Here is a 25,684-nt window from a genome sequence, read left to right on the forward strand (position 1 = left end):
AATCCGGGCATGAGCTTGCTTGCTGAAGACACGGCCGCCGCGGACCTGGGATTGCGCTGGAAACCCGGATTCCGGGCGCTGGGCCCCGCCTTTCTCACCGAACTGCGGCCGACGCCCCTGCCCGATCCCCCCTACTGGGTGGGCTACAGCGAGGCGGCGGCCCGCCTGCTCGGCCTGCCGGCCGATTGGCGGCAATCGGAGGGCACGCTGGCGGCACTGACCGGCAACCTGCCCGTCGCCGGAACGCAGCCCTTCGCCACCGTGTACAGCGGCCATCAGTTCGGCGTCTGGGCCGGCCAGCTCGGCGATGGCCGCGCCATCATGCTCGGCGAAACCGAGGGCGGCCTCGAAGTGCAGCTCAAGGGCGCGGGCCGCACGCCCTACTCGCGCGGCGCCGACGGCCGCGCCGTGCTGCGCTCCAGCATCCGCGAATTCCTTTGCAGCGAGGCCATGCACGGCCTGGGCATCCCAACCACCCGCGCGCTCTGCGTCACGGGCTCCGACGCACGCGTGTACCGCGAAATGCCCGAAACCGCCGCCGTCGTGACCCGCGTGGCGCCCAGCTTCATCCGCTTCGGCCACTTCGAGCACTTCTCGGCCAACCAGCGCGATGCCGAGCTGCGCGCGCTGGCCGATTACGTCATCGACCGCTACTACCCGGACTGCCGCGCCACCGAGCGCTTCAACGGCAATGCCTACGCGGCCTTCCTGGAAGCCGTGAGCGAGCGCACCGCCGCCCTGCTCGCGCAATGGCAGGCCGTGGGCTTTTGCCACGGCGTGATGAACACCGACAACATGAGCATCCTCGGGCTCACCATCGACTACGGGCCGTTCCAGTTCCTGGACGGCTTCGATCCGCGCCACATCTGCAACCACAGCGACACCAGCGGGCGCTACGCCTTCAACCAGCAGCCCAACGTGGCCTACTGGAACCTGTTCTGCCTGGCGCAGGCGCTGTTGCCGCTGATCGGCGACCAGGAAATCGCCGTCGCCGCGCTGGAGTCCTACAAGACGGTGTTCCCGCGCGAATTCGAGGGCCGCATGTGCGCCAAGCTCGGCTTCGCGGAGCCCGCCGAAGGCGATCGCGCGCTCATCGAGGGCGTGCTGAAGCTCTTGGCTGCCGAAAAGGTCGACTACACCATCTTCTGGCGCCGCCTGTCGCAGCACATGGCGGGCGGCAACGCTGAACCCGTGCGCGACCTGTTCCTGGACCGTCCGGGCTTCGATGCCTGGCTGCTATCCTTTTCGCAGCGCCATGCGCAGGTGCCGCGCGCCCAGGCCGCGGACCTGATGCTCAGATCGAATCCGAAGTACGTCTTGCGGAACCACCTGGGCCAGCAGGCCATCGAAGCGGCGAGCCAGAAGGACTTCTCGGCTGTGGCAACCTTGTTGGCGCTGCTCGAAACCCCATTTGAAGAACATCCCGGCGCCGATGCCTATGCCGGGTTCCCGCCCGACTGGGCCTCCACGATCGAAATCAGCTGCTCATCATGACCACTCCCATCGAGAAAACCGACGCCGAATGGAAAGCCCTGCTTGCCGAAAAAGGCGCCGAGCCCGCGGCCTTCGAGGTCACGCGCCACGCGGCCACCGAACGCCCCTTCACCGGCAAGTACGAGGCGCACTGGGACGACGGCACCTACCACTGCATCTGCTGCGGCGCCAAGCTGTTCGAATCGTCCACCAAGTTCGACGCGGGCTGCGGCTGGCCGAGCTTCTCGCAAGAGGCGGTGCCGGGCGCCATCCGCAACATCGTCGACCGCTCGCACGGCATGGTGCGCACCGAGAACGTCTGCGCCAATTGCGGCGCCCACCTGGGCCACGTGTTCCCCGACGGCCCCACCGAAACCGGCCTGCGGTACTGCATGAACTCCGCCTCGCTCGATTTCAAGAAGAAATAAGCAACCACCGAACCGGCCTGCCCAGCGCATGAAACTGATCCTCGACTTCTTTCCGATCCTGCTGTTCTTCGGCGCCTACAAGCTGGCCGACATCTATACCGCCACCGGCGTGCTGATGGCCGCCACCGTGCTGCAGATGGGCATCATCTACGCCATGGAGCGCAAGCTGCAGGCCATGCAGAAGGCCACGCTGGTGCTGATCCTGCTGTTCGGCACGCTCACGCTGGTGCTGCACGACGACCGCTTCATCAAGTGGAAGCCCACGGTCCTGTACGGCGCCATGGCCATCGCGCTGGCGGTGGCGCTCTGGGCGCTGAAGAAGAACTTCCTCAAGATGCTGCTGGGCTCGCAGCTGCAGCTGCCGGACCGCATCTGGGGGCGCCTGAACGTGGCGTGGATCGGCTACTGCCTCTTCATGGCGGCCATCAACGGCTACGTTGCGGCCTACTTCACCACCGAGGCATGGGTCAACTTCAAGCTCTGGGGCTACGTGTTCCCGATCGTGTTCCTGGTGGCGCAGGGCCTCTACATCTCGCCGCACCTCAAGAACGACGAACCCTCCGTATGAGCACCGCCACCACCCATCCGCTGCCCACGGCGCGCGACCTCGAAGCGGCGCTGCGCCAGGCGCTGCAGCCCACCACGCTCGAAGTGATCGACGAGAGCGGCGCCCATGCCGGCCACGCCGGCGCCAATGCCGAGGGCCGGGGCACCCACTTCCGGGTCCGCATTGCTTCCCCACTGTTCGAAGGGAAGCCCCGCGTGGCGCGACATCGCCTTGTGTATGATGCCCTCCAAGTTTTTATCGCACAGGGTCTGCACGCCATCGCCATCGAGGTGCTCTGAGTCGTTCGATTGCCGGCACGCGCCGATACGGCCGCGGCGGCCCGACCCCTTTTCTTTCTTCCCGCTTCTTCTCCTCTTCTCCGCTTTTTTCCACGCGCTTTTTCCTACACGCGCATTTCCCCTCCAGCCTGATATTCATTTCATGAAAAAACAACTCTTGCAGGCCGTTGCGGCCGCAGCGCTGCTCGGTGCGATTCCTCTGGCGGCCGTGGCGCAGAACGCAGCCATCGTCAACGGCAAGCCCGTGCCCAAGGCGCGCATGGACGTGCTGGCCCAGCAGCTGGCCGCGGCCGGCCGCCCGGTCACGCCGGAAATGCAGGGCCAGCTGCGCGAGGAAATCGTCGCGCGCGAAGTGTTCATGCAGGAAGCGCAGAAGCAGGGCCTGGACGCCACCGACGACTACAGGAACCAGCTCGAACTCGCCCGCCAGGCCATCCTGATCCGCGCGCTGTTCGAGAACTACCGCAAGACCAGCCCGGTCTCCGATGCCGAGGTGAAGGCCGAGTACGACAAGTTCGTGGCGGCCAACGGCGGCAAGGAATACAAGGCCCGCCACATCCTGGTCGAGACCGAGGACCAGGCCAAGAAGATCATGGCCGACCTGAAGAAGGGCGCCAAGTTCGAGGACATCGCCAAGAAGCAGAGCAAGGACCCGGGATCGGGCGCCAACGGCGGCGATCTCGACTGGGCCAACCCCGCGAGCTTCGTGCCCGAGTTCTCCGAGGCAATGATCAAGCTCAAGAAGGGCGAGACCACGCCCGCCCCCGTCAAGACGCAGTTCGGCTACCACATCATCCGCGTCGACGATGTCCGCCAGGCGCAACTGCCGAAGCTGGAAGAAGTGCAGCCGCAGATCACGCAGCAGCTGCAACAGCAGCGCCTGCAGAAGTACCAGGAAGAACTGCGCGCGAAGGCCAAGGTCGAGTAAGCCCCGCGGCTTTCCTGCCCCATGAAGAAAGCGGCCCGCGGGCCGCTTTTTCGTTCCGGGCTCTTTCTTTCAGCCTACCCAGCGGCGCGCGTTGCGCCAGATCCGCATCCAGGGGCTCAGCTCGCTCCTGTCGCCGCCGGTCCAGCTCATCTGGATGTTGCGGAACACGCGCTCGGGGTGCGGCATCACCGCGGTGAAGCGGCCGTCCGGCGTGGTCACCGAGGTCAGGCCGCCGGCGCTGCCGTTCGGGTTGAACGGGTACTGCTCGGTCGGATTGCCGTGGTTGTCGACGAAGCGCATGGCCGCAATGGCCTTGGCCGCGTCGCCGCGGTGCTTGAAGTTGGCATAGCCCTCGCCGTGCGCCACCGCGATCGGCAGTCGCGTGCCGGCCATGCCCGCAAAGAAGAGGCTCGGCGATTCGAGCACTTCGACCATCGACAGGCGCGCCTCGAAGCGTTCGCTCTGGTTGGTGGTGAAGCGCGGCCAGGCCTCGGCGCCCGGAATGATGTCGGCCAGTTCGGCGAACATCTGGCAGCCGTTGCACACGCCCAGGCCGAAGGTGTCTTCGCGGCCGAAGAAGGCCTTGAACTGCCCGGCGAGCTTCGGGTTGAAGGTGATGCTGCGCGCCCAGCCGATGCCGGCGCCCAGCGTGTCGCCGTAGCTGAAGCCGCCGCAGGCTACCACGCCCTTGAAGTCGGCGAGGTCCGCCCTGCCGGCCTGCAGGTCGGTCATGTGGACGTCGAAGGCCTCGAAGCCGGCCTCGGTGAAGGCGTAGGCCATCTCGACATGCGAGTTGACGCCCTGCTCGCGCAGGATGGCGACCTTGGGGCGGTTCTGAAGGATGGCGGGGGCGTTGAGCCCGTTGCCCTCACCCCTGCCCTCTCCCGGAGGGAGAGGGAGGAAGACGTGCATGCCGGGGTCCGAAGGATCGCCGGCCGCGGCGTGCTCGGCATCGGCGCAGGCCGGGTTGTCGCGCTCGCGGGCGATCTTCCAGCTGACCGAATCCCACACCTGGTGCAGGTCCTGCAGCGTTGCGCTGAACACCGACTTGGCGTCGCGCCAGACTTCGAGCTTGCCCTTGCCGGCATCCATCGTGGAGCTGGCGGGCCGCGTCTTGCCGACGAAATGGCTGTGGGCGCTGAGGCCGTGGGCCCGCAGCACCTGCATCACGTCGTTGCGCTCGGCCGTGCGCACCTGCAGCACCATGCCGAGCTCTTCGTTGAACAGCGCCTTGAGCGTGAGCTCCTCGCGCCGCGCGCTGACCTGCTGCGCCCAGTTCTTGGCGTCGCCGGTTTCCATGCGGCTGTCGGAGATGCCGTCGCCTTCGGTCACCAGCATGTCGACGTTGAGCGCCACGCCCACGTGGCCCGCGAAGGCCATTTCGCAGGCGGTGGCGAACAGGCCGCCGTCGCTGCGGTCGTGCATGGCCAGGATCTTGCCGTCGGCGCGCAGCGCGTTCACGGCATTGACCAGCGCGACGAGCTGCGCCGGATCGTCGAGGTCGGGCACCGTGTCGCCGCTCTGGTTGAGCGTCTGCGCAAGGATGCTGCCGGCCATGCGGTGCTGGCCGCGGCCCAGGTCGATCAGCACCAGCGTGGTGTCGGCTTCGGTGGCGTCGAGCTGCGGCGTGAGCGTGCCGCGCACGTCGGCCAGCGTGGCGAAGGCGGTCACGATCAGGCTCACGGGCGAGGTGACCTTCCGGGCTTCGCCGCCATCCTTCCACTGCGTGCGCATCGACAGCGAATCCTTGCCGACCGGAATCGACACGCCGAGCGCCGGGCACAGCTCCAGGCCCACGGCCTTGACGGTTTCATACAGCGCGGCATCTTCGCCGGGCTCGCCGCAGGCGGCCATCCAGTTGGCCGACAGCTTCACGCGCGAGAGTTCGATCGGCGCGGCCAGCAGGTTGGTGATGGCCTCGGCCACGGCCATGCGGCCCGAGGCCGGCGCGTCGAGCGCGGCCAGCGGCGTGCGCTCGCCCATGCTCATCGCCTCGCCGGCAAAGCCCTTGTAGTCGGCCAGCGTCACGGCGCAGTCGGCCACCGGCACCTGCCAGGGGCCGACCATCTGGTCGCGGTGGCTCAGGCCGCCCACGGTGCGGTCGCCGATGGTGATGAGGAAACGCTTGGAGGCCACGGTCGGGTGCGACAGCACGTCGATGGCGGCCTTCTGCAGGTCGACGCCCGTGAGGTCGAGCGGCTTGAAGGTACGGGCGACGCTCTTCACGTCGCGGTGCATCTTGGGCGGCTTGCCGAGCAGCACGTCCATCGGCATGTCGACGGGCTGCGGCGTGTCCTCGCTGCGCGCGGCGCCTTCGTCGGCCACCAGCAGCTGGCGCTCCTCGGTCGCCACGCCCACCACCGAGAACGGGCAGCGCTCGCGCTCGCAGAAGGCCTTGAACTGTTCGAGCGATTCGGGCGCGATGGCCAGCACGTAGCGCTCCTGGCTTTCGTTGCACCAGATTTCCTTGGGCGCCATGCCCGACTCTTCGAGCGGCACCGCGCGCAGGTCGAAGCGCGCGCCGCGGCCGGCGTCGTTGGTCAGTTCGGGGAAGGCATTGCTCAGGCCGCCCGCCCCCACGTCGTGGATCGCAAGGATCGGGTTGGCCGCGCCCTGCTGCCAGCAATGGTTGATGACCTCCTGCGCACGGCGCTCGATCTCGGGGTTGCCGCGCTGCACCGAGTCGAAGTCGAGCTCGGCCGCGTTGGCGCCCGTGGCCATGGAACTTGCGGCGCTGCCGCCCATGCCGATGCGCATGCCGGGCCCGCCGAGCTGGATCAGCAGCGAGCCGGCCGGGAACTGGATCTTCTTCGTCTGCGTGGCGTCGATGCTGCCAAGGCCGCCCGCGATCATGATGGGCTTGTGGTAGCCGCGCTGCACCGTGTCGACGTCGCTCGCCACGGTCTGCTCGTATTCGCGGAAGTAGCCCAGCAGGTTCGGCCGGCCGAACTCGTTGTTGAACGCGGCGCCGCCCAGCGGGCCCTCGGTCATGATCTGCAGCGGGCTCGCGATGTGCTCGGGCTTGCCGTAGTGGCCCTCTTCGGGCCAGAGCTTCGACACCGTGAAGCCGGTCAGGCCGGCCTTGGGCTTGGAGCCGCGGCCGGTGGCGCCTTCGTCGCGGATCTCGCCGCCCGCGCCGGTCGAGGCGCCCGGGAACGGCGAAATGGCGGTCGGATGGTTGTGCGTCTCGACCTTCATCAGCACATGGCTCAGCGCGCTATCTTTTTGATAGCTCTGCGAATCCGAAGCCGGAATGAAGCGCTCGAGCGTCGTGCCCTCCATCACCGAGGCGTTGTCGGCATAGGCGATGACGGTGTGCTGCGGATTCTGCTTCTCGGTGTGGCGGATCATCGAGAACAGGCTTTGCGGCTGGGCCTGGCCGTCGATGGCGAAGCTGGCGTTGAAGATCTTGTGGCGGCAGTGCTCGCTGTTGGCCTGCGCGAACATCATCAGCTCGACGTCGCTCGGGTTGCGCCCGAGCCGGGTGAAGGCTTCGACCAGGTAGTCGATTTCGTCTTCCGCCAGCGCCAGCCCGAAACCCGTGTTGGCCGCCACCAGCGCAGCGCGGCCGCCGCCCTGCACGTCGACCAGCGCCATCGGCTGGGCCGGCAGTTCGCTGAACAGGCTGGCGGCCTGCTCGACGCTGGCCAGTACCGATTCGGTCATGCGGTCGTGCAGCGGGCCGGCCACGGCCGCCAGCAGGTCGCCCTCGAGCACGGGCGCCTTGCCGATCAGCGGGGCCTTGAGCTTCAGGTGGTACTGGGTGACCCGCTCGACCCGGCGCAGCGCCAGGCCGCAGTTGTGGGCGATGTCGGTGGCCTTGGAGGCCCAGGGCGACACGGTGCCCAGGCGCGGCGTGACGACCACCGAGGCGCCCGCCTTGGCCGGAGCCTCGAAGGGCTCGCCGTAGGCCAGGAGCGCGGCAAAGCGCTCGTGGCCGGCCGCGTCGAGCGCCGCATCGGTGACCACCAGGTGGACGAAACGGGCACTGACGCCCTCGATGCGCGCATCAATCGCCTGCAGCTTCGGCAGCAGCTGCCGCGCGCGGAAATCGCTGAGTGCGCTGCCGCCCTCGAAAAAGGTTACGACGGGAAGGGCTTGAGGTGCGGGCTGCGTCACGGTCGGATGGGCCTGGGGCCGCGTTGGGAATCAAGAAATCTGGGCGAATGGCCGCTGACTGGGGTCATCCGCGTTAACCCGGAATTTTAGGCCATCGCCGGGCCGCCCCAAGATGGCGGCCCCCTCGGGGGGCAGCGGGGCACGAAGTGCTCCGCGTCGGGGGCAGGTTCTTCTGCTGAATGGGATAATTCCGGGATGAGCATTACCTACAAAGACGCCGCAGGCATCGAAGCCATGCGCGTCGCCTGCCGCCTGGCCTCCGAGGTGCTGGACTACCTCACGCCCCTCATCAAGCCCGGCATCACCACGAACGACGTCGACCGCCTGGCCGCCGAATACATGGTCAAGCAGGGCACCACCTCGGCCACCGTGGGCTACATGGGCGCGAGCAGCGTGCCCTTCCCGAAGTCGCTCTGCACCTCGGTGAACCACGTGGTCTGCCACGGCATTCCCAATGACAAGCCCTTGAAGAAGGGCGACATCATGAACGTCGACGTGACCGTCATCAAGGACGGCTGGTTCGGCGACAACAGCCGCATGTACATCATCGGCGATGCCTCCATTGCCGCCAAGCGGCTGTGCAGCATCACCTTCGAAGCCATGTGGCACGGCATCCTGCAGGTGCGCCCGGGCGCCCACCTGGGCGACGTCGGCCACGCGATCCAGAAATTCGCCGAAGGCCAGGGCTATTCGGTGGTGCGCGAATTCTGCGGCCACGGCGTGGGCCAGCGCTTTCACGAAGAGCCGCAGGTGCTGCACTACGGCCGGCCGGGCACGCTGGAAGAACTCAAGCCCGGCATGATCTTCACCATCGAGCCGATGATCAACGCCGGCAAGCGCGAGGTGAAGGAAGACTTCAAGGGCGGCCAGTACGACGGCTGGACCATCGTCACGCGCGACCATTCGCTGTCGGCGCAATGGGAACACACGGTGCTGGTCACCGAAACGGGCTACGAGGTGCTCACGCTGTCCGAAGGCAGCCCACCCCTGCCCTCGTTCGTCACTTCCACGAAAACGTGAGCCGCGCGAGCGGCGCACGGCTCCGGACACTGCCGTGATCGAACCCGCCAAGATCGATGTTGCCACCTTGCGCGAGGCCTATCGCGCCAGGAAGCTGGCGCTGTTCGACACCCTGCGCTTTGCGCGCGCGCCCACGCGCAGCGTGCACACGGTGCTGCGGCAGCTCTCGGCGCTGGCCGACCAGACGCTGTGCACGCTCTGGCGCGAGGCCGATTTCGGCGACGCGCTCGCGCTGGTGGCCGTGGGCGGCTTCGGCCGCGGCGAGCTGTTTCCCTACTCCGATGTCGACGTGCTGCTGCTGCTGCCGCCCGAGGGCGAGGCCGGCGCGATCGATCCTGCGCGCATCGAGGCCTTCATCGGCCACTGCTGGGACGCGGGGCTCGAGATCGGCTCCAGCGTGCGCACCGTCGACGAGTGCCTGGCCGAAGCCGAGAAGGACGTCACGGTCCAGACCTCGCTGCTCGAATCGCGGCTGATCACGGGCGACAAGAAGCTCTTCGTGGGCTTCCGCCGGCGCTTTGCACGCGCCATCGATCCGCAGGCCTTCTTCGTGGCCAAGTCGCAGGAAATGCGCCACCGCCACCAGAAGTTCGACAACACGCCCTACGCGCTCGAACCCAACTGCAAGGAATCGCCGGGGGGCCTGCGCGACCTGCAGACCATCCTCTGGATGACCAAGGCCGCGGGCTTCGGCAGCCGCTGGGACGACTTGGCCAAGAACGGCCTGGCCACCTCGTTCGAGGCACAGCAGATCAAGCGCAACGAAGCGCTGCTCTCGCTGATCCGCGCGCGCCTGCACGTGATTGCCAACCGGCGCGAGGACCGCCTGGTGTTCGACCTGCAGACCGCGGTGGCGGCAAGCTTCGGCTATGAAAGCGAATCGCAGCGCAAGTCGAGCGAGGCGCTGATGCGGCGCTACTACTGGGCGGCCAAGGCGGTGTCGCAGCTCAACCAGATCCTGCTGCTGAACATCGCGGAGCGGCTGCAGCCGGTGGACGAGCAGCACACGCCGATCAACGAACGCTTCTTCGAGCGCGCGGGCCTCATCGAGATTGCGAGCGACGACCTCTACGAGCGCGAGCCGCACGCCATTCTCGAAACCTTCCTGCTCTACCAGAAGACCATCGGCGTGAAGGGCCTGTCGGCGCGCACGCTGCGCGCGCTCTACAACGCGCGCCACGTGATGGACAGCAAGTTCCGCAACGACCCGGTCAACCACCAGACCTTCATGCGCATCCTGCTGCAGCCCTACGGCATCACGCATGCGTTCCGGCTCATGAACCAGACCTCGGTGCTGGGGCGCTACCTGCGGGTGTTCCGCAGCATCGTGGGGCAGATGCAGCACGACCTGTTCCACGTGTACACGGTGGACCAGCACATCCTGATGGTGCTGCGCAACGTGCGGCGCTTCTTCATCGCCGAGCATGCGCACGAGTACCCGTTCTGCTCGCAGCTTGCGGCGGGCTGGGACAAGCCATGGATCCTCTACGTGGCGGCGCTGTTCCACGACATCGCCAAGGGCCGCGGCGGCGACCATTCCACGCTCGGCGCACGCGACGTGCAGCGCTTCTGCAAGCAGCACGGCATCGCGCGCGAGGATTCCAGGCTGATCGAATTCCTGGTGGCGGAGCACCTGGTGATGAGCCAGGTCGCGCAGAAGCAGGACCTGAGCGACCCCGAGGTGATCGGCGCCTTCGCCAGGCGCGTGGGCAACGAGCGCTACCTCACGGCGCTCTACCTGCTGACGGTGGCCGACATCCGCGGCACCTCGCCGCGCGTGTGGAATGCCTGGAAGGGCAAGCTGCTCGAAGACCTGTACCGCTACACGCTGCGCGCGCTCGGCGGCCGCATGCCCGACCCCGACGCCGAGGTGGAATCGCGCAAGCGCGAGGCGCTGGTGCAGCTGGCCCTGCACGCGCAGCCCTTCGAGGCCCACAAGGCCCTGTGGGCCACGCTCGACGTCGGCTACTTCATGCGCCATGAAGCCACCGAGATCGCCTGGCATGCCAAGCAGCTCTCGCGCTTCGTGCCGCCGCCCAACGTGCCCATCGACCCCAAGGCGCCGCCGATCGTGCGGGCCCGCCTTTCGCCGGTGGGCGAAGGCCTGCAGGTGGTGGTCTACACGCCCGACCAGCCCGACCTCTTCGCGCGCATCTGCGGCTACTTCGACCAGGCTTCGTTCAGCATCCTCGATGCGAAAGTGCACACCGCGACCAACGGCTACGCGCTCGACACGTTTCAGGTGGTGACCACCTTCCTGCCCGATCACTACCGCGATCTCATCAGCATGGTGGAGTCGGGCCTGGCGCAGACGCTGACCGAAGCCGGCCCCCTGCCCCCGCCCAGCGTGGGCCGCGTGTCGCGGCGCGTGCGCAGCTTTCCGATCAAGCCGCGCATCAGCCTTTTGCCCGACGACAAGGCGCAGCGCTGGCTGCTCAACATCTCGGCCAGCGACCGCGCCGGGCTGCTCTATTCGGTGGCGCGCGTGCTCGCCCGGCATCACCTGAACCTGCAGCTCGCCAAGGTCACGACGCTCGGCGAGCGCGTGGAAGACACCTTCCTGATCAGCGGGCCCGAATTGCAGGGCCAGAAGACGCAGCTGGCCATCGAGACCGACCTGATGGAAGCGCTGGCCTCCTGAGGCCCGCTTGCCGCTTGTTTCATCCGCAGGCGCATCCTGCGGCATGATGGTGCCGACTCTTGTTTCAACTCGAACGGCAACCCTCGACATGAGCCAGAAAACCAATCCCCTCGCAGGCCAGCCCGCACCGCTGGACCTGCTCGTCAATGTCCCGCGCCTCGTCTCGGCCTACTACACGGGCCGGCCCGATCCCTCGGTGCCCGCGCAGCGCGTGGCCTTCGGCACCTCGGGCCACCGCGGCTCCTCCTTCGACAACGCGTTCAACGAATGGCATGTGCTGGCCATGAGCCAGGCCATTGCCGACTACCGGCGCCAGAAGGGCATCGACGGCCCGCTGTTCCTCGGCATCGACACGCATGCGCTTTCCACGCCCGCCTTCAACAGCGCGGTGGAAGTGCTGGCGGCCAACGGCGTCGAGCTGATGCTCTCGAAGGACGACGAGTACACGCCCACCCCCGCCGTCTCGCATGCGATCCTGGTCTACAACCGCGGTCGCACGGCGGGGCTGGCCGACGGCATCGTGATCACGCCTTCGCACAACCCGCCCGAAAGCGGCGGCTTCAAGTACAACCCGCCCAATGGCGGCCCCGCGGGCACCGACATCACCTCGGCGGTCGAAGCCGCGGCCAATGCCTTTCTTGCGGCGGACCTCAAGGGCGTGAAGCGCCTGCCGCTCGCCCAGGCGCTGCGCGCCCCGACCACGCACCGCCACGACTACCTCAACACCTACGTCGAAGACCTCGCGCAGGTGCTCGACATGGATGCGATCCGCGGCGTGGAGATCGACCTGGGTGTCGACCCGCTGGGCGGCGCGGGCGTGCGCTACTGGCCGGCCATCGCCGAGCGCTACAAGCTCGGGCGGCTCAATGTGCTGAGCCAGGAGGTCGACCCCACCTTCCGCTTCATGTCGCTCGACTGGGACGGCCGCATCCGCATGGACCCGTCGTCGCCCGACGCCATGCACCAGCTGATCGGCCTGCGGGAGCGCTTCGGCATTGCCTTTGCCTGCGACACCGACCATGACCGCCACGGCGTCGTCACGCGCAGTGCGGGGCTGCTGCCGCCCAACAACTACCTGGCGGTGATGGTCGACTACCTCTTCACGCACCGGCCGCAGTGGGCGGCGCATGCGGCCGTGGGCAAGACGGTGGTCAGCAGCCAGATGATCGACCGCGTGGCCGCCCGGCTGGGCCGCAGGCTGTACGAGGTGCCGGTCGGCTTCAAGTGGTTCGTCGACGGGCTGGTGGATTCGTCGCTGGGCTTTGGCGGCGAGGAAAGCGCGGGCGCTACCTTCCTGCGGCGCGACGGCACGGTATGGACCACCGACAAGGACGGCATCGTGCCCGCCCTGCTCTCGGCCGAGATTGCCGCGCGCACCGGGCGCGATCCCGGCGAACGCTTTGCCGAACTGGCGCAGGCGCTGGGCCAGCCGGTGGCCAATCGCGTGGATGCGGCGGCCACCGTCGAGCAGAAGAAGAAGCTCTCGAGCCTGTCGCCGCAGCAGGTGCTGTCCACCGAGCTTGCCGGCGAGAAGATCCAGGAGGTGCTGAGCCACGCACCCGGCAACGGCGCGGCCATCGGCGGCGTGAAGGTGGTCACCGAGAACGGCTGGTTCGCCGCGCGGCCCTCGGGCACCGAGAACATCTACAAGATCTACGGCGAGAGCTTTCTCGGCGCCGAGCACCTGGGCCGCATCCTCGAGGAGGCGCAGCTGCTGGTCGACAAGGCGCTGGCGGGCTGAGTGCGGCCGGCGCGTTCAACGCGCGCCCTCTCCCAGCCGCCGCTCGAGCCACACGCTGTAGCGCGACAGCCCGAAGCACAGCACCCAGTACACCGCCGCAACGAAGAGGTAGCCCTCGAGGTAGAACGGCCGCCAGGTCGGGTCGCCGCCGAGTGCGAGGCCCAGCGCGCCGGTCAGCTCGAACAGGCCGACCACCGTGACCAGCGAGGTGTCCTTCAAGGTACCGACCACGCTGTTGGTCAGCGCCGGCACCACCAGCCGCAGGGCCTGCGGCAGCACGATGTCCCGCTGCACCGGCCAGCGGCCGAAGCCCAGCGCCATCGCCACTTCGGTCTGGCCGCGCGGCACGGCCTGCAAGCCGCCGCGGATGATCTCGGCCAGGTAGGCCGCAACGAACAGCGTGAGCCCCGCCAGCACGCGCACCAGCACATCGGGCTGCCAGCCCGCGGGCCAGAGCAGCGGCAGCAGGAACGAGGCCATGAACAGCACCGAGATCAGCGGCACGCCGCGCACCAGCTCGATGTAGCTCGCACTGAGCGTGCGGACCACCGGCCAACCCGAGCGGCGCCCGAGCGCGAGCAGCAGCGCGAGCGGAAAGGCCAGCGCGAGGCCCACCACCGCCAGGCCGATGGTGAGCGGCAATCCGCCCCAGCGGCTGGTCGGCACGGGGGCGAGGCCCGTCACGCCGCCGCGCATCAGCAGCACGAACAACAGCAGCGCCGCAGCCCAGAGCGGCGCCAGCCACCAGCGCCAGCTGCGCGGCCAGGCGCTCAGCACAGTGACGGCCGACAGCACGGCCACGGCAATGGCCGGGCGCCATTGCTCTTCGTAGGGAAAGCGGCCGAACAGCATCGGCCGCCATTTCTCGGCCACCACGCCCCAGCAGGCGCCATGCTGCACCGCGCGGCAGGCTTCTGCGTCAGGCCGGAAGACGGCGTGCAGCACGCCCCATTCGACCGCGTGGTAGCCGCCCCATGCCAGCAGCGCGAGCAGCAGCACGGTCGCCAGCGCCCGCGGCGGCGAACCCCAGAGTTCGCTGCGCCAGGCGATCGGTCCCTGGGCCGCGTTCCTCATCGCCAGCCCCTGAGCGCGACGCGCGCGTTGTAGCGGTTCATGCCGAAGGAGATCAGCAGCGACAACAGCAGGTAGACCGCCATGATGATGGCGATGCACTCGAAGGCGCGGCCGTTCGAGCCGATGGTGGTGTTGGCCACCGACACCAGTTCCGGATAGCCCACGGCCACCGCGAGCGATGAATTCTTGACGAGGCTCAGCAGCTGGTTGGTGAGCGAAGGCACGATCACCCGCAGCGCCTGCGGCAGGATCACGATGCGCAGCTGCTGTACCGGCGCGAGTCCCAGCGCTTGGCCCGCAAGCACCTGCCCCTGCGGCACCGAGAGGATGCCGGCGCGCACGATCTCGGCCACGAACGCGGCCGAGTAAAAGGACAGGCCCGCGACGATGGTCACGTACTCCGGGCTCAGCGCCGCGCCACCGCTCACGCCGAAGTCGCCGCGCTCGGGCCAATCGAAATGCGTGGGCCACCAGCCACCCTCGCCCGACGCCGGCCAGGGCACGCTCAGGCCGCCCTTGCTGAGCCACACGCCCGGCAGCAGCCGCACAGGCTCGGTGGGATCGGGCAGCAGGTTGGCAATCGCAAAGGCCAGCATCAGCAGCTGCACCAGCAGTGGCACGTTGCGCAGCAGTTCGACATAAGCGGTGCAGATGCCGCGCAGCAGCACGTGAGGCGCGAGCCGGCCGATGCCGATCAGGGTGCCGAGCAGCACCGAAAAGATGGCGGCGGGCACCGAGGCGCGCACCGTGTTGACCAGGCCCGAAAGGAAGGCGCGCCAGAACGGCTGGCTGGCCTCGAAGCCGAGCCAGCCTTCGCTGATGGAGAAGCCCGCAGGCTCAGTAAGAAAGTCGAAGCCCGATCGGACGCCGCGCGCCCGCAAGACCTCGAGCGCATGGTTCACGACCCAGGCCGCGCCGGCCACCACGGCCAGCACCAGCAGCGCCTGGACGACCCAGGCCAGCCAGGCGCCGCGGCGCGAGGCTCCGCTGCTCATCGAACCGGTGGTGCGTAGATCAGGCCGCCCTTGTTCCAGAGGTTGTTCGAGCCGCGCGGCAGCTTCAGGACCGACTTGGGGCCCACGTTGCGCTCGAACATCTCGCCGTAGTTGCCCACCGCCTTGATGGCGCGGAACGACCAGTCCTTGTCCAGGCCCAGCAGCTTGCCCAGGTCTTCGCCGGTGCCGACCAGGCGCTGCTGCGCCGGGTCCTTGCTGCTCGCCTTGAGCTCGTCGGCATTGGCCTGCGTGACGCCGAATTCCTCGGCCTCGATGAGCGCGTTGGGCACCCATTTGGCAATGGCGAACCATTCGTCGTCGCCGCGGCGCACCAGCGGCGCGAGCGGCTCCTTGGAGATGAGCTCGGGCAGGATGACGTAGTCGTCGGGGTTCGGCGCTTCCTTGTTGCGCAGGCCCGCCAGCGCCGAGGCGTCGGTGGTGAAGGCCTGGCAGCGGCCCGAGAAGAAGGCCTTGAACGAGGCCTCGAAGCTCTCGAACACCACCGTCTTGACCGGGATGTTCTGCGCGCGGAAGTAGTCGGACACGTTCTTCTCGTTGGTGGTGCCCGACTGCGTGCAGATGGTCGCGTTCTTGAGCTGCTTGGCGCTCGTCACCTTGAGCTTCTTCGGCACCAGGAAGCCCTGGCCGTCGTAGTAGGTGATGGTGGTGAAGTTGAAGCCCAGCGACGCATCGCGCGTGAGCGTCCAGGTGGTGTTGCGCGCGAGGATGTCGATCTCGCCGGCCTGCAGCGCCGAGAAGCGCTGCTGCGAATTGAGCGGCACGAAGTCGACCTTCTTCGGGTCGCCGAGCACGGCCGCCGCAATGGCGCGGCAGGTGTCGACGTCCAGGCCCGACCAGTTGCCCTGCGTATCGGGCGCGGAAAAGCCGGCCACGCCATTGGTCACGCCGCACTTGACGGTGCCGCGCTGCTTGACGGCATCGAGGGTCTTGCCGGCAAAGGCGGGGGCGGCAGCGGCAAGCGCTGCAACGGCTGCGGCCATGGCCAGTGCGGGACGGAATCGGTTCTTCATTGGTGTGTTCTCCTCAACAACAAGCAAAAGCCAGTGTACGAGGCTGCGCGCCACTCTGCCAAAGAACGGGCGGTTGGATGCATATGCCGCAAGCGCCGGTCCGGTGTTTTTCTTGGACGCCGCATTCACTAACATACGGGCCTTCAATCACTTCACCAGGAATCTGCACATGACCAAATCCGATGACACCGGCAAGCTCGTTCTGCGCGTCGCGCTCGGCATCCTCATCCTGCTGCACGGCATTGCGAAGGTCGGCAAGGGCGTCGACGGCATCGGCGGCATGCTGGCATCCCACGGCTTGCCGGCCGCCATGGCTTACCTGGTCTATGTGGGCGAGATCCTTGCGCCCGTGCTGCTCATCGTGGGCCTGTTCACCCGTCCGGCTGCGCTGATCGTTGCGCTCAACATGCTGGTGGCCATCTGGCTCGTGCACCGGAAAGACCTGGGCGCACTCAATGGCCAGGGCGGCTGGGCGCTGGAACTGCAGGGCATGTTCCTGTTCTCGGCACTTGCCATTGCGCTCTTCGGCGGCGGCCGGTTCGGCCTGGGCGGCAAGTACAACTGAAGGAAGAAGGAAGGAAGCATGCGGCCGGCGGCGTGCCGGCCGTTCTTTCGTCACTCGTCGTCGTTCGCGTCCAGCCCTGGAAACAGGACGTCGGTATAGCCGAAGCGCGAGAAGTCGCGCACCCGCATCGGATAGAGCTTGCCCAGCAGGTGATCGACTTCATGCTGCACCACGCGTGCATGAAAGCCGCTCGCGACGCGGTCGATCGGATCGCCGTAGGGGTCGAAGCCGGTATAGCGGATGTTGGCAAAGCGCGGCACCACGCCGCGCAGGCCCGGCACCGAGAGGCAGCCTTCCCAACCCTCTTCTTCCTCGTCGCCGATCGGCGTGATGACCGGGTTCAGCAGCACGGTGCGCGGCACCGGTGGCGCGTCGGGGTAGCGGGGGTTGACCACGTCGGTGCCGAAGATCACGAGCTGCTGGTCGACACCGATCTGCGGCGCGGCCAGGCCCGCGCCATTGACGGCCAGCATGGTCTCGAACATGTCGCGCACCAGCAGGTGCAGTTCGTCGGTGTCGAAGGCAGCCACCGGCTGCGCAATGCGCAGCAGCCGGGGGTCGCCCATCTTGAGGATTTCGCGGATGGCCATGGCGGGATTATCGCGAGCGGCCCCGCCGCGGCGTCATGGAGGGGTTTGTCCCTTGGAGTCGGGCGACGACCACAGCCGCGATGCGCCGCGCGGCGGATCCGGCCGGTATTGCGGCAGCGGCGACACGCCGGCAGCCGGCGGCCGTGCGCCACCGCCGCCGCCCCAGCCCGGGCGAGAAGGCACGGGCACGGGAACCGGCACTGGCACCGGACGCGCCACCGGGTAGCCCGGGCGCCCGTAATAGGGCCTGCCGCCGTAGTAGGGGCGGTCATGGTCGTAATAGCGGCGCCCGCCTTCGTAGTAGCCGCCGCCCTGGATATAGACCGGCGCCGGATTCACCACCACCGGATCCGAGTAGTACGGCTGCGAATAGCCCCCGCTGTAGTAGGGGTCGCCAGGAACAGCCACGCAGCCGCCAAGCAGCGCGAAGCCGCCGATGGCGACACTGATACCGAGAACACGAATTTTCTGCATGAGGGACTCCTTGTCAGCCTTCAGTTTTCAACGCCAGCTTGTAGGCCCTGTTGACTGCGGTGGTGTGAAGTCGCGTAACTGCCGGTAAGAACCGCGCTTCACCCCCCTTCAACCCGGCGCACCGCCGGCGAGCAGCTCCAGCATACGCGCCTCGTCGATCACCTCCACGCCGATCTCGCGCGCCTTGTCCAGCTTGCTGCCGGCTTCCTCGCCGGCCACCAGGTAGCTGGTCTTCTTGCTGACGGAACCCGCCACCTTGGCGCCGGCTGCTTCCAGTTTGTCCTTGGCTTCGTCGCGGCTCAGCGTAGGAAGGGTGCCGGTGATCACGAAGGTCAGCCCCGCCAGCGGCTTGGGCGCCCGGGCGGCGGGTTCGCCCTCCTCCCAGGTCAGCCCGCAGGCGCGCAGCTGCTCGACCACTTCGCGGTTGTGCGGCTGGTCGAAGAAGGTGCGCAGGCTTTGCGCGACGACCGGGCCCACGTCGTTGACTTCCAGCAACTGCTCCTCGCTCGCATCCATGATCGCGTCGAGCTTGCCGAAGTGCTTGGCCAGGTCCTTGGCCGTGCTCTCGCCCACGTGCCGGATGCCCAGGCCGAACAGGAAGCGCGGCAGCGTGGTCTTCTTCGAAGCCTCGAACGCATCGACAAGGTTCTTGGCCGACTTGTCGGCCATGCGGTCCAGCCCCGCCAGCGTGGTGAACCCGAGCTTGTAGAGGTCGGGCAAGGTGCGGATCAGGTTGGCATCGACCAACTGCTCGACCAGCTTGTCGCCGAGCCCGTCGATGTCGACCGCGCGGCGCGCCGCAAAGTGCAGGATGGCTTCCTTGCGCTGGGCCGCGCAGAACAGGCCGCCGGTGCAGCGGTAGTCGACCTCGCCCTCTTCGCGCAGCGCTTCCGATCCGCACACCGGGCACTGGTGCGGCATGGTGAAGAGCAGGCCCCGCTCGCCCTCGGGCCTGGCGAGGCTTTCGGGCACCACGCCGACCACTTCGGGGATCACGTCGCCGGCCCGCCGCACGATCACCTTGTCGCCCACGCGCACGTCCTTGCGGCGCGCCTCGTCCTCGTTGTGCAGCGTGGCGTTGGTGACGGTCACGCCGCCCACGAAGACCGGCGCAAGCTTGGCCACCGGCGTGAGCTTGCCGGTACGCCCGACCTGCACCTCGATGCCCAGCACCTCGGTGATCTGCTCCTGCGCCGGGTACTTGTGTGCCACGGCCCAGCGCGGTTCGCGCGAGACGAAGCCCAGCCGCCGCTGCAGCTCGATGCTGTCGACCTTGTAGACCACGCCGTCGATGTCGTAGGGCAAGGCATCGCGCTGGCGCCCGATGTTCTCGTGGAAGGCGATCAGTTCGATGGCGCCGGTCGCGCGTGCGGTCTGCGTGGCCACCGGAAAGCCCCAGGCGTGGAACTGCTGCAGCCAGTCGAACTGGGTCGGAAATTCCGGCCCGCCTTCGCTGGCCGGCGTGACCTCGCCGAGGCCGTAGGCAAAAAAGCTCAGCGGCCGCGCCGCCGCAATGGCCGGATCGAGCTGGCGCACCGCGCCGGCCGCGGCATTGCGCGGATTGACGAAGACCTTCTCGTTCTTCTGCCCGGCCGCGATCTTCTCGCGCTGGCGCTCGTTGAGTGCCTCGAAGTCGGCGCGCTTCATGTAGATCTCGCCGCGCACCTCGACCACGGGCGGCGCCTTGCCATTGAGCCGCAGCGGAATCTCGCGCACCGTGCGGATGTTCTGCGTGACCTCCTCGCCGACCTCGCCGTCGCCGCGCGTCGCGGCCTGCACCAGCACGCCGTTCTCATAGCGCAGGTTCATGGCCAGGCCGTCGAACTTGAGTTCGCAGACGTACTCGACCTGCGGCCCGTCCTCGGCCAGGCCCAGTTCCTTGCGCACGCGGGCATCGAAGGCGCTGGCGCCGCCGGGCGAGATGTCGGTCTCGGTGCGGATCGACAGCATCGGCACCTTGTGGCGCACCTTCACGAAGCCTTCGAGCACCTTGCCGCCAACGCGCTGCGTGGGCGAATCGGGCGTGCGCAGTTCGGGGTATTCGGCTTCCAGCGCCTGCAGCCGCTGGAACAGCCGGTCGTACTCGGCGTCGGGCAGCTCGGGCGCATCGAGCACGTAGTAGAGATGGGCGTGGCGGTGAAGCTGCTCGCTCAGTGCGGCGGCTTCGCGTGCCGCTTCGTCGCGCGTGGTCATGGGTGTCTCCCGAACGATCGGATCAGCTGAAAAGGCGGCGCGCCAGGGGCGAGCCGGCGGCCAGGTCGCGCGACTCGAGCGTGTCGTAGAGCTGCTCGAGGTCGGCGCCGATCGCATCCATGGTTTCCTCGCGCAGCAGCTGGCCGTCGCTGTCGGTAACCACGCCGTCCATCTCGCGCGCCAGCGTGGCGGCGGCTTCGCGCATGCGGCGGAACGGCTGCTCGGCGCGGTCGACCTGCGGCACGTCCAGGCTCAGGCTGAGTTCGCGGATGGCCGACTGCGCCGGATCGTCGGCCAGCGCGGCCTGCGTGTCGAACGAGAGCCCGAGGATCGGCGGCAGCCCGGCCTCGCTCGTCGGCAGCACCATGCGACCCGGGATGATGCCCGCCACAAAGCCCAGCCGCGCCGCGTTCTGCTGCACGTAGCCGGGACTCCAGGCGGCATGCAGCGCGCGCAGCACGAAGCCCAGCTGCGCATCGTGCGCGCTGGCGAACTGGTCGAGCTCGCGGGCGCGCGCCACCTCGTCGAGCATTTCAGGAAATTCGAGCGCGCCGTTGACGGCATCGGCAAAGGCCTGCGCCTTGACGACGAATTCGGAATACTCGATCTCGTTGAGCGCGCCGGTGCGGTTGGCCAGCTGCACACCCACCTGGAAGGCGCTGTAGCGCTGGCCCGGCACGGGCGGCTCCCACTGGCCGGTGTGTTCGTTCAAGCCCTCGATGGCCACGGGCTTGCTGCCCGCGCGGCGCGTGGGCGGCATGGCGGCAATGGCCGCGTCGCCCGATGCGAGCCCGTCCAGCGACACCGGCGCGATCACGTCGATCAGCGGATCGAGCCCGCCGCGCCGCTCGGCCGCGGGCACCGGGCTCGCGCTGGGCGCGGGCAGGTCGGGGTCGAACAGCGGTTCGTGGCGTTCATGGCCCGGCGTCGGGTGCGGATCGATGTGCAGCATCGGCTCCACGCCGTCGGACGAGGACGATGGCCGAGGGTCCGCCTCGGACAGGTCGCGGTCAGCGGCGTCGGGCTGGCGCGGCGCATTGCGGCGCGAGGTCAGGGTGTTGTAGGCAACGACGGCCGCGAGGACGAGGCCGCCGAGGATGGCCAGGGCGAGAGTGAGATTGCTCATGGGCTGCCCGGATCAAGCAGCCTCAACCATGGAGGCGGCCGCTTCCATGTCGACCGCGACGATGCGCGAGACGCCCTGCTCCTGCATGGTGACGCCGATCAGCTGCTCGGCCATTTCCATGGCGATCTTGTTGTGGCTGATGAAGAGGAACTGGGTTTCGCGGCTCATGGCGGTCACGAGTTTGGCATAGCGTTCGGTGTTGGCATCGTCCAGCGGCGCGTCCACTTCGTCGAGCAGGCAGAAAGGCGCCGGGTTGAGCTGGAAGATCGCGAACACCAGCGCAATGGCCGTGAGCGCCTTCTCGCCGCCCGAGAGCAGGTGGATGGTCTGGTTCTTCTTGCCGGGCGGCTGCGCCAGCACCTGCACGCCGGCGTCGAGGATCTCGTCGCCGGTCATCACGAGCCGTGCATTGCCGCCGCCGAACAGCTCGGGGAACATGCGGCTGAAGTGCTCGTTGACGATCTTGAAGGTGCCGCCCAGCAGGTCGCGCGTCTCGGCGTCGATCTTGCGGATGGCGTCTTCCAGCGTGCCGATGGCCTCGTTCAGGTCGGCGGACTGCGCATCGAGGAAGGTCTTGCGCTCGCTGGCCACGGCGAGCTCGTCGAGCGCCGCCAGGTTGACCGCGCCCAGCGCCACCACTTCGCGGTTCAGGCGGTCGATCTCGCCTTGCAGGCCGGTGAGGCGGACCTTGTCGGCTTCGATCGACTGGGCAACGGCCTCGAGGTCGGCGCCGGCGTCGTCCAGCAGCTGCTGGTATTGCTCGACCCCCAGGCGCGCGGCCTGTTCCTTGAGCTGGAATTCGGTGATGCGCTGGCGCAGCGGATCGAGTTCGCGCTCCAGCTGCAGCCGGCGTTCGTCGCTGGCGCGCAGCTTCAGCGTGAGGTCGTCGTACTGGCTGCGCGCCGCACCCAGCGCGGCCTCGCGCTCGAGCTTGAGCGCCAGCGCGTCCTGCAGGCCGGCCTGGGCCGCCGCATCGGACAGCCGGCCGAGTTCGGCGCGGGCGCGCTCGTCTTCGTCGGTGAGCGACAGCACCTGCTGCGATGCGGTTTCGATCGCGCGGTTCAGCTCGCCGCGGCGGGCTTCGAGCGTGCGCTGCGAGAAGGTGGCCTCCTGCGCCTGCCGCTCGAGGCTGCGGTGCTGCTCGCGGCTCGCGGCCAGCGCGCGGCCGGCCTCGATCACGCGTTCGTCGAGCTGCGCGTGGCGCTCCTGGCTGTCGGCCAGCTGCATGTCGAGCTCTTCGAAGCGGCCTTCGGCGGCCATGCGCTTTTCCTGCAGTTCTTCCAGCTGCGCGTCGACCTCGGCCAGGTCGGCGGCCAGCTGCTGGCTGCGCGCGCGGGTCTGCTCGGCGAGCTGCGTCATGCGCAGCGTCTCGACCTGCAGTTCATGCGCACGCGATTGCGTTTCGGCCGCTTCGCGGCGCGCCGTGACGAGGCGCTGCGCGGCATCGGCGTAGGCGGCTTCGGCGCGGACCAGCGCGGTGCGCGCCTCTTCGCTGATGAGGGCCTGGGCGCGCAATTGGCGCTCGAGGTTTTCCATTTCCTGCTGGCGCGCCAAGAGGCCGGCCTGCTCGGAATCGGGAGCGTAGAAATTGACGCTGTGCGAGAACACGGCATGGCCGCTCTGCACATAGATGACTTCGCCCGGCTGCAGCGTGGCGCGCTGCGCGAGCGCTTCTTCGAAACTCTGCGCGGTGTAGCAGCCGTGCAGCCAGTCGGTCAGCAAGGCCTGCAGGCCCGCATCGTTCAGGCGCAGCAGGCTCGACAGGCGCGGCAGCGCGGCCGTACCTTGCGGCGCGCCGGCCGCGGGCGGGCTGTAGAACGCGAGCTTGGCGGGCGGCGCATCGTTGCCGAAAGCGCGCACCATGTCGAGCCGGCTGACCTCGAGCGCGCCCAGGCGTTCGCGCAGCGCCGCTTCGAGCGCGTTTTCCCAGCCCTGCTCGATGTGGATGCGGCTCCACAGCCCCTGCATGCCTTCGAGCCCGTGCTTGGCGAGCCAGGGCGCCAGCTTGCCATCGGTCTTGACCTTTTCCTGCAGCGCACGCAGCGCCTCGAGCCGCGCCGAGAGCTCGGCATGGCGCGCGCCTTCGGTGTTGACGGCCTGCTGCTTGGCGCGGCGGTCGTCGTCGAGTTGCGGCACCGATTCCTGCAGCTCGTGCAGGCGCGCATCGGCCTCGCTCGCGGTTTCCTGCGCGGCCGCATGCTCTTCCTGCAGGGCTTGCAGGCGCGCCTCGTCGGGTGCGGCCAGGGCGTTCTGGTCGGCGCGCAGGCGTTCGCTGCGCTGCGTGAGCTGCCGGCTCTGCTCTTCGATGTTGCGCTGGTCGGCGGCCAGCACCTGGATCTGCTGCTGCACCTGCGAGACGGTGCTGCGCTGGGCGTTGGCCTCGTCCTGGGCGCGCTGCACGGCTTCCTCGAGCTCGGGCATGCGCGCGTCGTGTTCCTCGAGCTGCGCGGCCAGCAGCACGGCCTGCTCTTCCGCGTCGACGCCCTGGCCGGCCAGGGTTTCGATCTCCGCCTCGGCCTCTTCGCGGCGGCGGCCCCATTGGCCCATCTGCTCGCGCAGCTGGACCAGCCGCTGCTCCACGCGCTGGCGGCCTTCGACCACGAAGCGGATCTCGCCTTCGAGGCGGCCCACTTCGGCGCTGGCTTCGTAGAGCTTGCCCTGGGCCTGGTTGACCTGGTCGCCGGCCGCGTAGTGGGCCTGGCGCACGGTTTCGAGTTCGGATTCGATGCGGCGCAGGTCGGCGGTGCGCGACTCGAGGTCATTGATCGCCTTTTCCGAGTCGGCCTTGATCTTGGCCTGGTCGGCATCGCTTTCGCTGCGCTTGAGGAACCACAGCTGGTGCTGCTTTTTGGTGGCTTCGCCCTGCAGCGCGTTGTAGCGCGCGGCCACCTCGGCCTGCTTCTCGAGCTTTTCGAGGTTGGCGTTGAGTTCGCGCAGGATGTCTTCCACGCGCGTGAGGTTCTCGCGCGTGTCGCCCAGGCGGTTCTCGGTTTCGCGCCGGCGCTCCTTGTACTTGGAGACGCCCGCCGCCTCTTCGAGGAACAGGCGCAGCTCCTCGGGCTTGGACTCGATGATCCGGCTGATCGTGCCCTGGCCGATGATGGCGTAGGCGCGCGGTCCGAGGCCGGTGCCCAGGAACACGTCCTGCACGTCGCGGCGGCGCACCGGCTGGTTATTGATGTAGTAGCTGCTGGTGCCGTCGCGCGTGAGCACGCGCCGCACGGCAATTTCGCCGAACTGGTTCCACTGGCCGCCCGCGCGATGGTCGGCGTTGTCGAACACCAGTTCCACGCTCGAACGGCTGGCCTGCTTGCGCGTGGTCGTGCCGTTGAAGATCACGTCCTGCATCGACTCGCCGCGCAGCTCCGACGCGCGCGACTCGCCCAGCACCCAGCGCACCGCATCCATGATGTTCGACTTGCCGCAACCGTTGGGCCCGACGACGCCGACCAGTTGGCCCGGCAGCAGGAAGTTGGTGGGTTCGGCGAACGACTTGAAGCCCGAAAGCTTGATGGAATTGAGACGCACGACTTGTCGGCCTGCCTTGGCATGACGCCAAGGTATTGATTTGTAAGGAAAATTGCACGGACCTGCCGTTCGAGACAGGCCGCCGCCCCAGCCGTGGATGATAACGTCAGGGCATGAGCGATTCCCTGGTTTCATCACCTCTTGCCGTGCGCCGCGGCTGCCTGCTGGCCGGTGCGGCCGCCCTGCTGGGCCTTGGCGGCTGCGCGGCCGTGCGTTCCACCGATCGCGCCGAGGCCTACAGCAACCAGGAATGGTTGCAGTCCAGCGCCAACCGCATCGCCAACCTCTCGCTGCGCGACAACCTGCAATCGATCCGGCGCGTGCAGACCACGCTCTACCGGCGCAACCCGCGCGAATGGCGCAAGTCGGCCGCCAGCGTCGAGGCGGCCGCGCAGCGCGCCTGGGATGCGGTGCTGACCGGCCCTGCCCTGCCCGAGCTGCGCGGCGCCACGGGCATCGACGCCATCCGCATGGCTTTCGACACCGGGCCGCAGGGCTACCAGGGCGACCGGGTGGCGGCGCTGGTCGTCGGCTGGGCCACCATGCTCAAACAGGCCAACGGCGACACCTGGGACCAGACCATGCTCGACGGCGTCAATGCCGAGAACAGCTTCCGGGCCGCGCGCAACTTCGAGATATCGCTCTGGCTGATTGCCTCCAAGACCGGCCCCGACGGCCAGCCGCTGCTGCTGGCCACCGAGATCAGCGAGCGCGGGCGCAACCTCGTGGCCGACCGCGAACTGTCCAAGGTGGTGGCGCGGCTCGACCTGCTGGCCGCCCAGGCCGACGAGAAGTACCGGCGCGCGGCGCTCGATTTCGGGCAGAACTGGGTCATGGGCGTCGTGATGCCCTTCTTCACGCTCATTCCCCGGTAGCGATTGCGGACACTCTCTCGGAAACATATTTCCGGCA

19 protein-coding genes are annotated in these 25,684 nt (G+C 68.1%); 10 read left to right on the forward strand and 9 right to left on the reverse strand.

All coding sequences use genetic code 11. The features are described from left to right. Positions 1–9: 9 nt before the first annotated feature. The 5 genes from AC1DMS_RS03770 (at position 10) to AC1DMS_RS03790 (ending at position 3,675) form a co-directional block, all read left to right on the forward strand. Entirely contained in the window at positions 10–1,494 is a 1,485-nt protein-coding gene (locus tag AC1DMS_RS03770; protein WP_478180684.1) for a protein adenylyltransferase SelO, read from the forward strand. Further along, the gene (msrB, locus tag AC1DMS_RS03775) at positions 1,491–1,901 is read left to right on the forward strand and encodes a peptide-methionine (R)-S-oxide reductase MsrB (RefSeq protein ID WP_012748038.1); all 411 of its coding nucleotides are present in this window, start codon (positions 1,491–1,493) and stop codon (positions 1,899–1,901) included. Before AC1DMS_RS03770 ends, msrB begins: the two co-directional genes overlap by 4 nt. A 28-nt stretch (positions 1,902–1,929) precedes the next feature. Next, positions 1,930–2,469: a septation protein A gene (locus tag AC1DMS_RS03780; protein ID WP_012748039.1), complete on the forward strand. Its 540-nt coding sequence runs from the start codon at positions 1,930–1,932 to the stop codon at positions 2,467–2,469. Continuing rightward, on the forward strand, positions 2,466–2,747 hold the full coding sequence (locus AC1DMS_RS03785) for a BolA family protein (protein WP_012748040.1): 282 nt from the start codon (positions 2,466–2,468) through the stop codon (positions 2,745–2,747). Before AC1DMS_RS03780 ends, AC1DMS_RS03785 begins: the two co-directional genes overlap by 4 nt. Positions 2,748–2,889: 142 nt before the next feature. Continuing rightward, positions 2,890–3,675 carry a peptidylprolyl isomerase gene (locus AC1DMS_RS03790; RefSeq protein WP_012748041.1) on the forward strand — a complete coding sequence of 262 codons (786 nt, stop codon included), beginning with the start codon at positions 2,890–2,892 and terminating at the stop codon, positions 3,673–3,675. A gap of 69 nt (positions 3,676–3,744) precedes the next feature. Here the strand turns inward: AC1DMS_RS03790 and purL are convergent, their stop codons facing one another. Continuing rightward, on the reverse strand, positions 3,745–7,794 hold the full coding sequence (purL, locus tag AC1DMS_RS03795) for a phosphoribosylformylglycinamidine synthase (RefSeq protein WP_478180685.1): 4,050 nt from the start codon (positions 7,792–7,794) through the stop codon (positions 3,745–3,747). A gap of 195 nt (positions 7,795–7,989) precedes the next feature. On the opposite strand from purL, the gene map reads away from it, so the two are divergent. The 3 genes from map (at position 7,990) to pgm (ending at position 13,196) form a co-directional block, all read left to right on the forward strand. Beyond that, positions 7,990–8,814: a type I methionyl aminopeptidase gene (map, locus tag AC1DMS_RS03800; protein WP_018904501.1), complete on the forward strand. Its 825-nt coding sequence runs from the start codon at positions 7,990–7,992 to the stop codon at positions 8,812–8,814. 34 nt (positions 8,815–8,848) lie between these two features. Next, complete coding sequence (locus AC1DMS_RS03805) at positions 8,849–11,455, forward strand: [protein-PII] uridylyltransferase (protein ID WP_012748044.1); 2,607 nt, start codon at positions 8,849–8,851, stop codon at positions 11,453–11,455. 88 nt (positions 11,456–11,543) lie between these two features. Further along, positions 11,544–13,196, forward strand: a complete 1,653-nt coding sequence (pgm, locus tag AC1DMS_RS03810; RefSeq protein WP_018904503.1) for a phosphoglucomutase (alpha-D-glucose-1,6-bisphosphate-dependent) — start codon at positions 11,544–11,546, stop codon at positions 13,194–13,196. A 15-nt stretch (positions 13,197–13,211) separates the two neighbouring features. Here pgm and AC1DMS_RS03815 read toward each other — a convergent pair whose 3' ends face one another. The 3 genes from AC1DMS_RS03815 to AC1DMS_RS03825 are packed head-to-tail and all read right to left on the reverse strand — an operon-like array spanning position 13,212 to position 16,296. Beyond that, complete coding sequence (locus AC1DMS_RS03815) at positions 13,212–14,270, reverse strand: amino acid ABC transporter permease (protein ID WP_478180686.1); 1,059 nt, start codon at positions 14,268–14,270, stop codon at positions 13,212–13,214. Then, the gene (locus AC1DMS_RS03820; RefSeq protein WP_478180687.1) at positions 14,267–15,265 is read right to left on the reverse strand and encodes an ABC transporter permease subunit; all 999 of its coding nucleotides are present in this window, start codon (positions 15,263–15,265) and stop codon (positions 14,267–14,269) included. The genes AC1DMS_RS03815 and AC1DMS_RS03820 overlap by 4 nt, the downstream gene beginning before the upstream one ends. Then, a complete protein-coding gene (locus AC1DMS_RS03825; RefSeq protein ID WP_478180688.1) occupies positions 15,262–16,296 on the reverse strand; it encodes an amino acid ABC transporter substrate-binding protein in 1,035 nt (344 codons plus the stop codon). Before AC1DMS_RS03825 ends, AC1DMS_RS03820 begins: the two co-directional genes overlap by 4 nt. A 169-nt stretch (positions 16,297–16,465) precedes the next feature. Between AC1DMS_RS03825 and AC1DMS_RS03830 the strand changes: the two genes are divergently transcribed. Further along, the gene (locus AC1DMS_RS03830; protein WP_012748049.1) at positions 16,466–16,861 is read left to right on the forward strand and encodes a DoxX family protein; all 396 of its coding nucleotides are present in this window, start codon (positions 16,466–16,468) and stop codon (positions 16,859–16,861) included. Between the two features lie 50 nt (positions 16,862–16,911). On the opposite strand, the gene def is transcribed toward AC1DMS_RS03830, so the two are convergent. From def to smc, 5 genes are all read right to left on the reverse strand, one after another. Further along, on the reverse strand, positions 16,912–17,451 hold the full coding sequence (gene def, locus AC1DMS_RS03835; protein WP_012748050.1) for a peptide deformylase: 540 nt from the start codon (positions 17,449–17,451) through the stop codon (positions 16,912–16,914). 33 nt (positions 17,452–17,484) lie between these two features. After that, positions 17,485–17,925, reverse strand: a complete 441-nt coding sequence (locus tag AC1DMS_RS03840; RefSeq protein WP_012748051.1) for a hypothetical protein — start codon at positions 17,923–17,925, stop codon at positions 17,485–17,487. 108 nt (positions 17,926–18,033) lie between these two features. Then, positions 18,034–20,118, reverse strand: coding sequence for an NAD-dependent DNA ligase LigA (gene ligA / locus AC1DMS_RS03845; protein ID WP_478180689.1), 2,085 nt, complete (start codon positions 20,116–20,118; stop codon positions 18,034–18,036). 22 nt (positions 20,119–20,140) lie between these two features. Then, positions 20,141–21,244 carry a cell division protein ZipA C-terminal FtsZ-binding domain-containing protein gene (locus AC1DMS_RS03850; protein ID WP_012748053.1) on the reverse strand — a complete coding sequence of 368 codons (1,104 nt, stop codon included), beginning with the start codon at positions 21,242–21,244 and terminating at the stop codon, positions 20,141–20,143. A gap of 12 nt (positions 21,245–21,256) precedes the next feature. Beyond that, a complete protein-coding gene (gene smc / locus AC1DMS_RS03855; protein ID WP_436044101.1) occupies positions 21,257–24,772 on the reverse strand; it encodes a chromosome segregation protein SMC in 3,516 nt (1,171 codons plus the stop codon). Positions 24,773–24,885: 113 nt separating this feature from the next. Between smc and AC1DMS_RS03860 the strand changes: the two genes are divergently transcribed. After that, entirely contained in the window at positions 24,886–25,647 is a 762-nt protein-coding gene (locus AC1DMS_RS03860) for a hypothetical protein (protein ID WP_018904510.1), read from the forward strand. Positions 25,648–25,684: the final 37 nt, after the last annotated feature.

The organism is Variovorax sp. 05T418 (genome assembly GCF_056396385.1).

Excerpts from the sequence above, each read along its gene's own strand:
- AC1DMS_RS03770 (WP_478180684.1), top strand. The coding sequence starts at position 10 with ATGAGCTTGCTTGCTGAAGACACGGCCGCCGCGGACCTGGGATTGCGC.
- msrB (WP_012748038.1), top strand. The coding sequence starts at position 1,491 with ATGACCACTCCCATCGAGAAAACCGACGCCGAATGGAAAGCCCTGCTT.
- AC1DMS_RS03780 (WP_012748039.1), top strand. The coding sequence starts at position 1,930 with ATGAAACTGATCCTCGACTTCTTTCCGATCCTGCTGTTCTTCGGCGCC.
- AC1DMS_RS03785 (WP_012748040.1), top strand. The coding sequence starts at position 2,466 with ATGAGCACCGCCACCACCCATCCGCTGCCCACGGCGCGCGACCTCGAA.
- AC1DMS_RS03790 (WP_012748041.1), top strand. The coding sequence starts at position 2,890 with ATGAAAAAACAACTCTTGCAGGCCGTTGCGGCCGCAGCGCTGCTCGGT.
- map (WP_018904501.1), top strand. The coding sequence starts at position 7,990 with ATGAGCATTACCTACAAAGACGCCGCAGGCATCGAAGCCATGCGCGTC.
- pgm (WP_018904503.1), top strand. The coding sequence starts at position 11,544 with ATGAGCCAGAAAACCAATCCCCTCGCAGGCCAGCCCGCACCGCTGGAC.
- AC1DMS_RS03815 (WP_478180686.1), bottom strand. The coding sequence starts at position 14,270 with ATGAGGAACGCGGCCCAGGGACCGATCGCCTGGCGCAGCGAACTCTGG.
- AC1DMS_RS03820 (WP_478180687.1), bottom strand. The coding sequence starts at position 15,265 with ATGAGCAGCGGAGCCTCGCGCCGCGGCGCCTGGCTGGCCTGGGTCGTC.
- AC1DMS_RS03825 (WP_478180688.1), bottom strand. The coding sequence starts at position 16,296 with ATGAAGAACCGATTCCGTCCCGCACTGGCCATGGCCGCAGCCGTTGCA.
- AC1DMS_RS03830 (WP_012748049.1), top strand. The coding sequence starts at position 16,466 with ATGACCAAATCCGATGACACCGGCAAGCTCGTTCTGCGCGTCGCGCTC.
- def (WP_012748050.1), bottom strand. The coding sequence starts at position 17,451 with ATGGCCATCCGCGAAATCCTCAAGATGGGCGACCCCCGGCTGCTGCGC.
- AC1DMS_RS03840 (WP_012748051.1), bottom strand. The coding sequence starts at position 17,925 with ATGCAGAAAATTCGTGTTCTCGGTATCAGTGTCGCCATCGGCGGCTTC.
- ligA (WP_478180689.1), bottom strand. The coding sequence starts at position 20,118 with ATGACCACGCGCGACGAAGCGGCACGCGAAGCCGCCGCACTGAGCGAG.
- AC1DMS_RS03850 (WP_012748053.1), bottom strand. The coding sequence starts at position 21,244 with ATGAGCAATCTCACTCTCGCCCTGGCCATCCTCGGCGGCCTCGTCCTC.
- AC1DMS_RS03860 (WP_018904510.1), top strand. The coding sequence starts at position 24,886 with ATGAGCGATTCCCTGGTTTCATCACCTCTTGCCGTGCGCCGCGGCTGC.